The organism is Acetobacter fallax (assembly GCF_011516735.1).
GTDB lineage: Bacteria > Pseudomonadota > Alphaproteobacteria > Acetobacterales > Acetobacteraceae > Acetobacter > Acetobacter fallax.
The window spans coordinates 60,502-72,509 of sequence record NZ_WOSX01000005.1 but is presented as its reverse complement, the minus strand read 5'-3'; the positions used below and the strand labels follow the sequence as shown (position 1 = coordinate 72,509).

Annotated in this window: 14 protein-coding genes; 6 read left to right on the top strand and 8 right to left on the bottom strand. The window is 59.4% G+C overall.

Annotated features, from left to right (window positions below; all coding sequences use genetic code 11):
* Positions 1-171: 171 nt before the first annotated feature.
* The 4 genes from cls to GOB85_RS04560 all read left to right on the top strand — a co-directional run bounded on the left by cls (position 172) and on the right by GOB85_RS04560 (position 3,209).
* Complete coding sequence (gene cls / locus GOB85_RS04575) at positions 172-1,617, top strand: cardiolipin synthase (protein ID WP_173576442.1); 1,446 nt, start codon at positions 172-174, stop codon at positions 1,615-1,617.
* A 131-nt stretch (positions 1,618-1,748) separates the two neighbouring features.
* On the top strand, positions 1,749-2,000 hold the full coding sequence (locus GOB85_RS04570; protein WP_173576443.1) for a hypothetical protein: 252 nt from the start codon (positions 1,749-1,751) through the stop codon (positions 1,998-2,000).
* A 36-nt stretch (positions 2,001-2,036) separates the two neighbouring features.
* Positions 2,037-2,561, top strand: coding sequence for a DUF1269 domain-containing protein (locus GOB85_RS04565; RefSeq protein ID WP_173576444.1), 525 nt, complete (start codon positions 2,037-2,039; stop codon positions 2,559-2,561).
* Between the two features lie 459 nt (positions 2,562-3,020).
* Entirely contained in the window at positions 3,021-3,209 is a 189-nt protein-coding gene (locus tag GOB85_RS04560) for a YqaE/Pmp3 family membrane protein (protein ID WP_173576445.1), read from the top strand.
* On the opposite strand, the gene GOB85_RS04555 is transcribed toward GOB85_RS04560, so the two are convergent.
* The 5 genes from GOB85_RS04555 to GOB85_RS04535 all read right to left on the bottom strand — a co-directional run bounded on the left by GOB85_RS04555 (position 3,206) and on the right by GOB85_RS04535 (position 6,461).
* Complete coding sequence (locus GOB85_RS04555; protein ID WP_173576446.1) at positions 3,206-4,213, bottom strand: LLM class flavin-dependent oxidoreductase; 1,008 nt, start codon at positions 4,211-4,213, stop codon at positions 3,206-3,208. The genes GOB85_RS04560 and GOB85_RS04555 overlap by 4 nt on opposite strands.
* 142 nt (positions 4,214-4,355) lie before the next feature.
* The gene (locus GOB85_RS04550; protein WP_173576447.1) at positions 4,356-4,520 is read right to left on the bottom strand and encodes a hypothetical protein; all 165 of its coding nucleotides are present in this window, start codon (positions 4,518-4,520) and stop codon (positions 4,356-4,358) included.
* A gap of 9 nt (positions 4,521-4,529) precedes the next feature.
* On the bottom strand, positions 4,530-4,772 hold the full coding sequence (locus GOB85_RS04545; RefSeq protein ID WP_173576448.1) for a hypothetical protein: 243 nt from the start codon (positions 4,770-4,772) through the stop codon (positions 4,530-4,532).
* A 94-nt stretch (positions 4,773-4,866) separates the two neighbouring features.
* On the bottom strand, positions 4,867-5,166 hold the full coding sequence (locus tag GOB85_RS04540) for a hypothetical protein (RefSeq protein WP_173576449.1): 300 nt from the start codon (positions 5,164-5,166) through the stop codon (positions 4,867-4,869).
* A gap of 422 nt (positions 5,167-5,588) precedes the next feature.
* On the bottom strand, positions 5,589-6,461 hold the full coding sequence (locus GOB85_RS04535) for a pirin family protein (protein ID WP_173576450.1): 873 nt from the start codon (positions 6,459-6,461) through the stop codon (positions 5,589-5,591).
* Positions 6,462-6,906: 445 nt separating this feature from the next.
* Between GOB85_RS04535 and GOB85_RS04530 the strand changes: the two genes are divergently transcribed.
* On the top strand, positions 6,907-7,608 hold the full coding sequence (locus tag GOB85_RS04530) for a glutathione S-transferase (RefSeq protein WP_173576451.1): 702 nt from the start codon (positions 6,907-6,909) through the stop codon (positions 7,606-7,608).
* Between the two features lie 508 nt (positions 7,609-8,116).
* Here the strand turns inward: GOB85_RS04530 and GOB85_RS04525 are convergent.
* The 3 genes from GOB85_RS04525 to gmk all read right to left on the bottom strand — a co-directional run bounded on the left by GOB85_RS04525 (position 8,117) and on the right by gmk (position 10,970).
* Positions 8,117-8,731 (bottom strand): GrpB family protein, encoded by a 615-nt coding sequence (locus GOB85_RS04525; RefSeq protein ID WP_173576452.1) that lies wholly within the window; start codon positions 8,729-8,731, stop codon positions 8,117-8,119.
* 133 nt (positions 8,732-8,864) lie between these two features.
* Positions 8,865-10,298 (bottom strand): D-glycero-beta-D-manno-heptose-7-phosphate kinase, encoded by a 1,434-nt coding sequence (gene rfaE1 / locus GOB85_RS04520; RefSeq protein WP_173576453.1) that lies wholly within the window; start codon positions 10,296-10,298, stop codon positions 8,865-8,867.
* 15 nt (positions 10,299-10,313) lie between these two features.
* Positions 10,314-10,970, bottom strand: coding sequence for a guanylate kinase (gene gmk / locus GOB85_RS04515; RefSeq protein WP_173576454.1), 657 nt, complete (start codon positions 10,968-10,970; stop codon positions 10,314-10,316).
* A gap of 112 nt (positions 10,971-11,082) precedes the next feature.
* Between gmk and GOB85_RS04510 the strand changes: the two genes are divergently transcribed.
* A complete protein-coding gene (locus GOB85_RS04510) occupies positions 11,083-11,919 on the top strand; it encodes an SDR family NAD(P)-dependent oxidoreductase (RefSeq protein ID WP_173576503.1) in 837 nt (278 codons plus the stop codon).
* The last annotated feature ends 89 nt before the right edge of the window (positions 11,920-12,008 follow it).

Sequence of the window (12,008 nt, the reverse complement as noted above, 5' to 3'; positions counted from 1 at the left end):
CAGGGTCTTATGCAAGCACCGTCACACCCCTTACACATCACATAACCCGGCCTTCCGGCCGGTCGTGATGGTGAGACGCGCTTCCTCACCGGCTCCTGTTGTCCATGATCCGCCCTGAGGATACGGTGCCCCTTTTTTCGCGTACTATCAGAACAGGCCGGAACGCAGATTATGCAATGGAACTGGCTTGGCGCGGCCATCACTATCAGTTTTCAGGTTCTCTTCATCGGTCGTGTCCTGCTGAGACCACATCGCGAGCCAGCCTCCCGGGTCGCCTGGGTGGCCATCATCGGCGCCCTGCCAATTCTCGGCATGGTCGCTTACATGCTGCTGGGAGAGACAAATCTCAGCCCGCGCATCGTGGTGAGGATACGCCGCGCCCTCAGAGACATTCCTGTCCCCGGCAAACAAAGCGATGCCCTGATTGATGCGGAGCAGGAATTCGGCCTGCCACCGCGCCTGGCTCCGCTGTTCCGCGTCGGCCAGTCCGCCAGCGGCTACCCGCCACTCGGCAGCAACAGCGCGACACTGATGCCGGACGCCGATGCCGCCATCGCCGCCATCGTGGCCGATATCGACGCCGCCCGCGAACACGTCCATATCAGCTTCTACATCTGGCTCGCCGACAATAACGGCATGAAAGTGGTGGAAGCCCTTAAACGCGCCGCCATACGCGGAATCACCTGCCGCGTCATGGCCGACGATCTCGGATCGCGCCGCCTGATTCACAGTCCCCACTGGAAGAATATGAGCGATGCCGGCGTCCGGCTCGTGCGGGCACTCCCCATCGGCAATCCGCTCCTGCGCCTGTTCCGTGGCCGCTTCGATATGCGAAACCATCGCAAAATCGTCGTCATCGACAACAAAGTCACCTATTGCGGCAGTCAGAACTGCGCCGACGCCGCATTCCGGGTGAAAGCAAAATATGCTCCGTGGGTCGATCTGGTGGCCCGGTTCGAAGGCCCCGTCGTGCTGCAGAACCAGCACCTCTTCGCCACCGACTGGATCGCCCACACCGAAGAAGATCTCACCAGCCTCATCACCTCCGCGGTCCTGCCGGAAGGGAAAGGCTTTGTCGCGCAGGTCATCGGAACAAGCGCCGCCGTCCGTTACGCGGCCATGCCGGACGTGTTCGTCGCCCTGATGAGCGCATCAGCGCGGGAACTGACGGTCACAACGCCCTATTATGTCCCCGATGAACCCATCCAGGCCGCTCTCTGCGCCGCCGCCCGCCGGGGCGTGAAAACAACGCTCACCGTTCCGCAACGCAACGATTCCTGGATCGTCGCCGGAGCCAGCCGGAGCTATTATCGTGAACTCCTCGATGCCGGTGTCATCCTCCGTGAATACCCGCACGGGCTTCTCCACACGAAAGCCCTGACGGTCGACGGACAGATGACCATGATCGGCTCAGCCAATCTCGACCGCCGCAGCTTCGATCTCAACTTCGAGAACAACATCCTCTTCGTGGATCGGGCTTTCACGGCCGAAATCCGTGCAAGACAACAAACCTATATCGACGCCTCCCTTCCCGTGACACTTGATGCCGTCATGCAATGGCCGAAATACCGTGTGCTGTGGAATAACGTGCTCGGCATGGTCGGCCCCGTGCTGTGAGCAGGGGTGGGTCACGCAGGTGTTTTCGCTTCAGATCTTGAAAATCATTCTTTCGGGCGCGACATCTAAGGGACGTGCCCGGGAGTCTTCCCTGGCTGACCTGAACGACTCAACACAGGACGATACGGATCATGAGCGCAGCCGAAACTCTGAAAAAACTCAGCCCGGAAGACCTTCACGATATCGCGAAGCATCTTGAAAAATCCCTGCATGAGCACAAGGAAGAACTGCAAAAGCAGGTGGCCGGACACCTTGAGACAATCAAAGGCGATGTGCAGGATCACGAGAATAAGATCCCAACGTCCTGCAAAGTTTATGGCCTGCTGATTCTCACCGCCGTCTCTCTCCTCAGCTACGTATTCGGACGCAAATCCGCTGACTGAATTCTGCTGTAACGAACTTTACTGAAAGAGATTGCGATGAGCACGCTTGTAGTTGTGGGTTTCGACAGCCTGGACGGCGCAAAAGCCGAACTGGCAAATTGCCGTGAACTCGAAAAAGAATACCTTCTCGATCTGGAAGATGCGGTCGTCGTCCGGCGCACGCAGGATGGCAAAATCCACCTTGATCAGAGCGTCAATCTCGAAAAGGTCGGCGCGTCCTGGGGGCTGCTGTCCGGTGGATTCTGGGGTGCCCTCGTCGGCCTGATCTTCCTTAACCCGCTCGCAGGTTTTGTCGTGGGCAGCCTCGCCGGCGCCGGCGCCGGTGCGCTGGATGGAAAGTTCAGCGATTACGGCATCGACGATAATTTCATCAAACATCTCGGTGAAACCCTCACGCCCAACACGTCAGCCCTGTTCGTGCTGATCAGAAAAGCCGAGCCGGAAAAGGTCATGGCCCAGCTTGCAACGCTGAAAGGTCATGCACGGATCATCCAGACTTCGCTGTCCCCGGAATCCGAAGAAAAGCTGCGGACAGCCCTGGGTCAGGCTATTGCCGCCTGAAGGCGCCTTATACCAGCGCCTGTTGTGCAGACTGAGCTGTGGACGATAACTCCGGGCTCAGCCCGGACCCGGCAGGGTCCGCAGGCCTCTGCACCCCGATCTGTTTTAATAATAAACGGTTTGCAAAGGCGAGCCTTTGCCGGGTTTCAGGGCAGAGCCCTCCCGTCCTCACGGAGGTCAAAGATCAGACCCTCCGATTATAGCATCAGATTCTGTAAAAACTGAGCTTTGGACGAGAGCATCCGTGCTCAGCCCGGACCCGGCAGGGATCGCAGGCCCCTGCACCCCGATCTGTTTTAATAAAACGGCTTGCGAAGACGCGCCTTTGCCGGGTTCCCGGGCAGAGCCCCGATAGTCTCACACAGGTCAGAGACTGTCCCTCTGGACATCTGGAAATAAAGGACGCTTTAGTAGCAAACGCGGCCAGTACGGTCGTCCAGTTTCCACGGAGCGATCTCCTTGCGTCTTATCATCGCCTTTCTTCTGCCCTGGCTGACATTTTTCACAATCGGGCGCCCGATCGCCGGCATATTCTGCCTGTTTCTCCAGATCACCCTGCTCGGCTGGCTGCCAGCGGCAATATGGGCTGTCTACGCCCTGAGCCAGTATAAAACAGATCAGAAACTGAAGGCAGCCGGCTTCCGTTAAATCGCTGCTTTGTCGGCTGAATCGGAAAGCTGCGCGACAAGCTCCAGCGAGCGTCGTCGCCGCGCATGGTCGCAGACCGGAACTGCGACCATGAGTTCATCAGGCCGATAACGCGCAATGAAACTCTGCAAATGCGGCGCAATCGTAGGAATCGATCCCGTAAACGTGCATGAAAGCGTGTGATCGAGCATGGCCTGCTCCTGTTCCGACCACAGTCCCGCCACTGCTTCGACCGGCGGCGGAAACGCGACCGGACGGCCCCGCCGCAGAGCAATGAAATACTGCTGAAGCGATGTCGCCAGATACCGCGCCTCAGCCTCATCATCGGCGAGAATCATATTCGCCGTCAGCATGACATGCGGTTTTGGACACCGCTCTGACGGCTCGAAACGGTCGCGATAAAGCGCAACAGCCTCTTCCATCTGTCCCGGCGCGAAATGAGACGCGAAAGCGTAAGGCAGCCCCAGCTGCGCCGCGAGCACCGCTGAAAACAGCGATGATCCGAGAAGCCATACCGGCACCCGCAGTCCCGCGCCAGGGATGGCCCGGACCAGATGCCTGTCTTCCTCGCCAGCAGGCTCGAAATACTGAAGGAGCTCGACAACATCGTCCGGAAACCGATCGGGCGCATCCGGGTTGCGTCGCAGCGCCCGCGCCGTGCGCTGATCCGCTCCAGGCGCCCGACCCAGCCCGAGATCAATGCGACCGGGAAAAAGCGTTTCCAGCGTGCCGAACTGCTCCGCAATCACCAGCGGCGAATGATTCGGCAGCATAATACCACCAGCTCCGACGCGAATACGCTGCGTCGCGCCAGCCACCTGCCCGATCAGAACAGCCGTGGCCGCGGAAGCAATCCCCGGCATCGCATGATGCTCGGCAAGCCAGTAACGCCGGAACCCGAGCGTCTCCGCAAGGCCGGCAAAATCCAGTGTATTACGAAACGCATCCGCCGGCGTCGAACCCTGCGTGATAAGCGAGAGATCCAGAACAGAAAAGGGGATCATGCAACGCACCTCCGGCTGGCCAGGCCGCTGAACACAGCAGCCCGTCTGCGCTCAACCATACAGGCGAAACAATGTCCGGCGCCAGTCTGATGACATATTCCGGAGGGCCGCACTCACAGATCGGTCCTCCGGAAAAAATCTTTTACCGATAGCCTTTCAGCTCATCTTCAAGCTTCTTCACTTCAGCCGTCAGCGCATGCACCCGATGCGGTTCTTCCTTCTCAGCCCGTGCAAGGTCACGCCGAACCGCGTTCAGACGATGCTCAAGGGACTGATCAGACGGAAGCTCATGAGAATGTCCGGTCATAATACGCTCCTATTTCCGATCCAGAATCTGCTCAGCGAGCGCAACAATATCGCTGGCTTCGACACCTTTCGGATTATGCACTACTTTTTTCGCTGTAATCTTCTGCTCTTCAGTCGCGTGCTCAGCACTCTTCAGAACAAAATCGGCAAGCTTTTCAAGCTCAGGTTTCGTCAGCAATTTAGGCTGCTTACGTGCCCTCTCTGCCAGTTCATGCAGGCTGGAGGTTTCATGCGGAAGCGGATCATGTGCCATCGTCGTCTCCATTATCAGTCAGGAAAACTCTCAGAGAATCCCCGGCCCCTTCGCCACTGAATGGCAGGAAGGGATTAAACATCATCAGAAGGGATCAGATGGAAACATCGACCTCATGCAGCCCTGCCGTCTCATGTTTTCCGGGATGGCCGGCATGAAACGGCCCGCTGTCCGTCCCGACATCGGACAGATCGGCAAGCGGCAGGCATTTCCACTGCCCCCCCGGAACATCGCCCTTTTTATGCTCATCACTGCCAACATAAATCAGCACCCGGTCTTCGCCATCGCCTTTCCCCACAGCGTGCGGAGAACCAGTCAGAGACCGCCCGTGATATGTAAAACTGACGTTGCTCCGGGCTTTTACCGCAGCGCATAGTGTGTCGCGTGTCGACATTCAGGCAATTCCTTTTGCGAATATTACAAATATATTGGTAACAGAAGGATTCCCGTCAAGGATTCGACATGTTTTCTTTCGTGATATGACTTATTTACGCCATGCAACCTTGAATATCGCTCCGACACACAGATACAGTGGCTTGCCACAACATATACCCCGTTCTCCCACACATTGATCTGTCCGGTCCGGGCAATATACGGCAGAGGAAGACACGTCTTCCGCAGTTCCCGAACAATCCCCAAACTCACAGAAAGCAGGAAGGCCCGGCTCTGTTGTCGTTATATGCCGGACCTCCTCAGGGCTTCGCCCTGCGCATCACGCCGCCGCGTGACGCTCCCTGCCGGGTTCGGGCAGAGCCCTGATTCCGCCAGCTTTTTGAAAAATCACAGATCAACACGTAACGACAGCAGGGCCTCACATCAGACCGCCGTGGTCACAAACCGCCCTTTACGAAAATCATCGAAAGCCTGAGCAATTTCCGCCTGCGTGTTCATCACAAACGGCCCCTGACCGATAATCGGCTCATTCAGCGGCTGACCCGTCAGCACCAGAACCATCGCATCCCCGTCCGCCCTGAGAGACACCGCCTTCCCCTCACGGCTGAGCAGCAGCATCTCCGCCTCGCCAAGTTCACCGCCACCACCCGCGACCGTGATATGCCCCGTCAGCCCCACAAGCATCGTCGTATGCCCCTCAGGCAGATCCAGCGTGAGCGACGCATCCCGCGTGAGCCGAAGATCCCAGACATTGACCGGCGAAAACGTCCGCGCCGGTCCCGTCCGGCCCAGCAGCTCCCCGGCAATCACCCGCGCCCTGCCCGCGCCATCAGGAAGATCCACCACCGGAATTTCCGCGGATGTGATCGCCTGATAGCCACCCGGCACCATCTTGTCCTTCGCAGGCAGATTCACCCGGAGCTGCACCATCCGAAACGGCCCGCCCGTCTTCGCAAAAGACGGTGCATGATATTCCTCATGCAAAATACCGCCCCCCGCCGTCATCCACTGCACATCGCCTGGACCGATCACGCCGCCATGCCCGGTGGAATCCCGATGCTCCACCTCGCCATCATAAACGAGCGTCACCGTCTCAAACCCGCGATGCGGATGCTGACCCACCCCGCGCCGTTTATCCGTCGGTTCGAAATGATACGGACCGGCATAATCGAGCAGCAGAAACGGACTGATCGCTTCTCCCAGGCCGCTATAGGAAAACAGCGACCGGACCGGAAAACCATCCCCGACCCAGTGCCCCTGATTATTGCCAAAGCGACCAGTGATCGTCTTGTTCATGTCACGTCTCCTGCACGGCAGACCCCGCCATGGAGCGCCGCCCGTACTCTGAAGATAGGGACACCCCACCGGTATAAACAGAGTGAGAAATCCCGATGCCGCACCCTGATGACGGTCAGGACTTCACCCGACCCGTCAATCACGTCCCGACTGTGCAAACGCCCGCTTCAGCAGCGCGTTCTTCGCTCTCTGAACGCCAGTATGCCGCAAGCGTCCCCGGAAGAGCGCGCGCCATCGTGACACTGACCGCAGGCATGAAAATCTGACCGGGCAATCCCGGGCTCAGCAAGAATCCGGCAGGGACCAGAGGCCTCCGCGCTCCGGTTTCATAACGGCAATCACCAGCGAGCGGTTGCAGATCATCAAAAGATGGTACTCCCTGTCCGAACGGAGAGACCCTGCCAGCGTTGTTGACAGATCGGTTGCATAGCCAGGAGTCCGGGACATGTCCGACTACGATCTCTACTACTGGTCCGCGCCGTTTCGCGGCCAGTTCGTGCGCGCGGTCCTGGCCTGGAGCGGTAAAACCTGGACCGAGGCTGGTGACGCCGCAATCTCAAGGCTGATGGAAGGGCCGGTCAGAGACATGCCGGTCCCGTTCATGGGGCCGCCCATGCTGATCGACAGGAAGGCGGACTTCGCCATTGCCGAGATGCCGGCCATCATCCTCTATCTGGGCGAGACGCTCAGTCTCATGCCTGCCACCCCGGCTCTCCGCGCCCTGACCATGAAGATCGTCAACGACGCCAATGACGTGATTGACGAGATCACCCTGGATGGCGGTCGTGAGATGTGGACAGAAAAGCGCTGGCAGGATTTCGTTCCCCGCCTGAAGAAGTGGATGTCATTCTGGGATGAAACCGGACGGCGCCACAATCTGAAAGCAGAGTCCGGTTTTCTGCTCGGCGGCGAGGCGCCCGGCATCGCCGATATCGTGACGGCGACCCTCTGGTCGACCATGACGGACCGCTTCCCTGCGATCGGAGCGATCCTTGAGGATGCAGCGCCCTTAACGGCCAGCCTGACCCGTCGTGTCGCCGCGCTGCCACCGCTGGTCAGGCTGGCCGCTCAGGCACGGCAGGATTACGGTGACGCCTATTGCGGCGGCCAGATCGAGGCCTCACTGCGTAAGGTTCTGAATGTTTAAACCAGACTGCACCGAGGCCGAAACGGTCCCTACACATCGGTTTGTGTACAATAAAACGGTTTGCAAAGGTTCTGTCGTCGTTGGGCGTTGGCTTCTTCCCAGGGCTTTGCCCTGGAATCCACCAAAGGTCACAGACCTTTGGAAACCATTTTGTTATTAATCAATCGGGGTGCAGGGGCCGTCGTGCGCAGCACGCCTTCGCGTGACGGTCCCTGCCGGGTCCGGGCAGAGCCCGGATTCTGCTAACCCTTTGAAAAATCACAGATCAACACTGAACGACAACAGAACCTCTGGAAACCCGCCTGCTGATCAACAGATCGGGGTGAAGGGGTCCGCAACCCTTTCCGGCTTCGGGCCGGGCCTGTCACTCTCATGCAGACCAAAGACCAGTAATTCGGTTATAACGATTTGAAATAAAGCAATATAATCACAATTGCCGGCACCCGTTCCGGGCTTTTTCACTACAATCACCCACGGCAGTCATCGCGACCCGGATATGGTTGTCCCGCTAGCCGACACTCCAGCCGCGACTTACGAATATCTTATGATAGATTTCGCGCACCGTCTTTTGTTTCTTCATGTTATAATCATACGCATTCGCGACACTGATTTTTGCCTCTTCTTTCGCCGCCGTATACCGTGCCCGATCCTCCGGATGGTCACAAAGCCAGTCCCTGAACAGAACATGCCGGAAATGCTCGGGGCATTCAGGTCCAAAGACATGCAGATTAATCCGGGGATGGCCATATCGTAACATCCGGTGCTGATACCAGGAGCGTTCGCGAACTGTCAGAACATAGCCTGAAGCTGTCAGGCGCGGGATGTAACCGTCTTCCCGGTCCGGATCACTGACAATCAGGTCGATATCAATAACAGGCTTTGCAGCAAGCATCGGGACCGCCGTTGAGCCCACATGCTCAATATGCAAAGCGATTCCCGGAAGAACCTCTGCAATGATTCGCCTGCTGGTTTCAAAACATGCAGGCCATTCCGGAGAGTAATTTTCTATCCTGATGTCTTCCTGCACTGGCTTCCCGGCTACCCAGGGATTTTCGTCAGGATCGCCATTTTCGAAGGTCATAACAGCCGATGGCTTTGGCCATCCGTGCCTGCCGGCGTCCATAAGTTCTCCGTTAATGACCATGGCTGCTTACGTCCCGTAACACTCCATAAGCCGACAGTCCTGAAGTCATCATTGGAACACGTCCGGTCAGTATCTGTTTGCGAAAACCATGAAAAACAGAGCCGCCCCCGGCTCACCCCCCCTGAATCCGCCCGATCGTCGCCGTTGTCGAATGCCCGTCCCGCAGATCCGCCAGAACCAGCCGCCCTCCGCCCGCAATCACATCCGAAGCCCCGACCACATCCTCCGGCCTGTAATCAGAGCCTTTCACAAGAACTTCCGGCATCAGCGCGCGGATGATCTCCAGAGGCGTGTCCTCTGAAAACGCCACCACAGCATCCACCGACCGGATCGCCGCCATCACCGCCGCCCGGCTGCCAAGCCCGTTCACCGGCCGCGTCTCGCCCTTCAGCCGCCGCACACTGGCATCATCGTTCAGCGCCACAATCAGCCGGTCACACGCCCCCCGCGCCGCCGCCAGCAGACTGACATGCCCCGGATGAATGATGTCGAAACACCCGTTCGTAAAACCAACGGTCAGACCATGCTCTTTCCAGTCCAGAACCTGACGCTTCGCCTGCGCCAGCGTCAGCAGATGCGGCGCTTCCTCCGGCCCGTCCTGCGCCTGCAACTCACGCATCACCTCGCCAATATCCGCCGTCGCCGTCCCGAGCTTGGCCACGACAACACCCGCCGCCGCATTCGCAACCCGCATCGCCTGGTCGAACGCCATGCCGGAACCGACAGCCAGCGCCATCGTCGCAATCACCGTGTCACCCGCGCCGGAAACGTCAAACACTTCGCGCGCGCGGGCAGGCACCGCAATCGCCTCACCCGCGGCAGGTACCAGCATCATGCCTTTCTCGGAGCGCGTCGCCAGAATTGCATCCGCCTCAGCCCGCGCCATCACCTTGCGTGCGGCGGCCTCCACGCCGGCATTATCCGAAACCGGCATCCCGGAGGCCGCCGCCAGTTCCTTCGCGTTCGGCGTAATACAGGTCGCCCCGCGATAATGTCGGAAATCCAGCGTCTTCGGGTCCACAAATACCGGAATATTCCGCAACCGCGCTGCGCCAATCAGATGACGTACCACCATGCCGTCACAAACACCCTTTCCATAATCGGAAAGAATCACAACAGTTGCCTCGTCCAGCCGCGCATCGATCGCCTGACACAGAAGCTCCGCTTCTTCCGTCTGAAGCGGCAGCCGGCTCTCCTCATCCGTTCGCACCACCTGCTGATGCGCCGCAATAAACCGTGTCTTGCAAATCGTCGGCCGAAACGGCGTCGGCACCAGCATCTCCGAAACCTTCGCCCGGAGACGCAACGTGTCCCGCAGCGTCACCGCCGCCTCGTCCTCGCCCACCAGACCGATCAGAATGGCCCGGCCGCCCAGCGAGATCACATTGCTGGCGACGTTGCCCGCGCCACCAGGCATCTCCGTCCGCCTGTTCAGCAGCAGCACCGGCACCGGTGCCTCCGGCGAAATGCGCTCCATATCGCCGTAAACAAACCGATCCAGCATCACATCGCCGACACAGAGAACGGTGATCCGGGAAAAATCCATCGTAATAAATCCGGATCAGCCGAGAAAACCGGTGACGAACTCAGCAAGCCCTGTCTGTCGCGTCGTTCGCAACCGTGCTGCCGTCAAAATCGAACGCGCCTCAAAAATCGCCCGGTCAAGATCCGAATTGACAATCACATGATCGAATTCCCGCCAGTGGGAAATCTCGGCAAGAGCCGCATCCATCCGACGCGCAATCTCCTCGTCAGCATCCGACCCGCGCCCTTTAAGCCGTCGCTCAAGCTCGGACAGGGAAGGGGGCAGCACAAACAGACTCACCACATCATCCGGCAATGCCTCGCGGATTTGCCGGTGCCCCTGCCAGTCAATGTCAAACACCATGTCCTGACCCGCCGCCAGTGCCGCCTCAACAGGCGCGCGCGGCGTGCCATACCCGCGCCCGAACACCGTGGCCCATTCCAGAAGTTCACCGCGTCCGGCCATGCGCTGAAACTCGTCCATCGTTCGGAAATGATAATGAACCCCCTCCGTCTCACCCGGACGCGGCTGCCGCGTCGTAAGGGAGACTGAGTGCTTCAGACGCGGCTCTGCCGCCCGCAGCGCATTCGCGATGGTGGATTTGCCGGCACCGGACGGTGCGGAAATGACGAAGCAGAGGCCGCGCCGGGAAACAGGGGGGGCAGGCGAGGGAGACTGTACGTTGCGTATCATTGCGGCGTTCGTGGCTCCTGCGTCTCAGTTTTCCGGCACTCAGATCCTGCCGGAGAGCCGTCCCGACCCTCCGGTGTCGCCCTTCTACCAGCACCAGGTTAATAGAGCGACCATGAAACAGGATTCTCTCCTCATTACGGGAGCCGCCTCAGGACTGGGACGCGCCCTCGCCCTCACCCGCGCCGGTAAAGGCGTCACCCTCCACCTCATAGACTGCAACGGCGCCGGCCTCGCAGACACCGCCGCCCGCTCGGAAGCCCTCGGCGCCCGTGTCGTCACTCACACACTCGACGTCGCCAGCGCCCCCGCGATGAAAGACGCCGTCACCAGCGCCGGACAGCTCGACCTCGTCTTCGCCTGCGCCGGCATCACCGGCGGCACCCGCTCCGGCCCGGCCGATGACACGGCACCCACCGAGCCCGAAGCCCAGATCCGCCGCATGGTCGCCACCAATCTCGACGGCGTGCTCAATACCGTTCTCCCCGCCATCGACCTCATCCGCACCCAGCCCCGCGCCGCCGACGGCACGCGTGGTCGCATCTGCGCCATATCGTCAGTTGCCGGCGTCGTCTCCTTCCCCGGAACCCCGACCTACTGTGCGACCAAAGCCGCCGTCGACCGCTTCATGGTCGCAACCGGCGGCAATCTGAAACGCGAAGGTGTAATCCTCTCTTCCGTTGTCTGCGCTTTCATCAACACCCCGATGGTCGCTTCCAACGAGTTCCCCATGCCTGGCCTCACCCAGACCTCCGATGCGGTGGACAAAATCATGAAAGGTGTCGCCCGCAACCAGCGCCGAATCACCTTCCCGAAATGGATCGTCGCCGGCTCCCGGTTCATGGACCTCCTGCCCATCCGCCTGGCCGAAAAATACTACACCACCCAGCCCATCGGCGCTGCCGGAACCATGCCTGTGACAGAGAACGATTCCGAAACGGCAACAGCCTGACAGCAGGTCATTCCGGGTGCGGCCCTTCGCACCCCGGTCAGTCAGACAAACCAGTGCCCAAAGACTCTGTTGTCGTTAAGTGCCGGTAT

Bases quoted from the DNA above. Each gene is read 5' to 3' on its own strand.
- GOB85_RS04545 (WP_173576448.1), bottom strand. From the start codon at position 4,772: ATGGCACATGATCCGCTTCCGCATGAAACCTCCAGCCTGCATGAACTG.
- GOB85_RS04555 (WP_173576446.1), bottom strand. From the start codon at position 4,213: ATGATCCCCTTTTCTGTTCTGGATCTCTCGCTTATCACGCAGGGTTCG.
- cls (WP_173576442.1), top strand. From the start codon at position 172: ATGCAATGGAACTGGCTTGGCGCGGCCATCACTATCAGTTTTCAGGTT.
- GOB85_RS04525 (WP_173576452.1), bottom strand. From the start codon at position 8,731: ATGGACGCCGGCAGGCACGGATGGCCAAAGCCATCGGCTGTTATGACC.
- rfaE1 (WP_173576453.1), bottom strand. From the start codon at position 10,298: ATGGATTTTTCCCGGATCACCGTTCTCTGTGTCGGCGATGTGATGCTG.
- GOB85_RS04565 (WP_173576444.1), top strand. From the start codon at position 2,037: ATGAGCACGCTTGTAGTTGTGGGTTTCGACAGCCTGGACGGCGCAAAA.
- GOB85_RS04550 (WP_173576447.1), bottom strand. From the start codon at position 4,520: ATGACCGGACATTCTCATGAGCTTCCGTCTGATCAGTCCCTTGAGCAT.
- gmk (WP_173576454.1), bottom strand. From the start codon at position 10,970: ATGATACGCAACGTACAGTCTCCCTCGCCTGCCCCCCCTGTTTCCCGG.
- GOB85_RS04510 (WP_173576503.1), top strand. From the start codon at position 11,083: ATGAAACAGGATTCTCTCCTCATTACGGGAGCCGCCTCAGGACTGGGA.
- GOB85_RS04540 (WP_173576449.1), bottom strand. From the start codon at position 5,166: ATGTCGACACGCGACACACTATGCGCTGCGGTAAAAGCCCGGAGCAAC.
- GOB85_RS04530 (WP_173576451.1), top strand. From the start codon at position 6,907: ATGTCCGACTACGATCTCTACTACTGGTCCGCGCCGTTTCGCGGCCAG.
- GOB85_RS04535 (WP_173576450.1), bottom strand. From the start codon at position 6,461: ATGAACAAGACGATCACTGGTCGCTTTGGCAATAATCAGGGGCACTGG.
- GOB85_RS04570 (WP_173576443.1), top strand. From the start codon at position 1,749: ATGAGCGCAGCCGAAACTCTGAAAAAACTCAGCCCGGAAGACCTTCAC.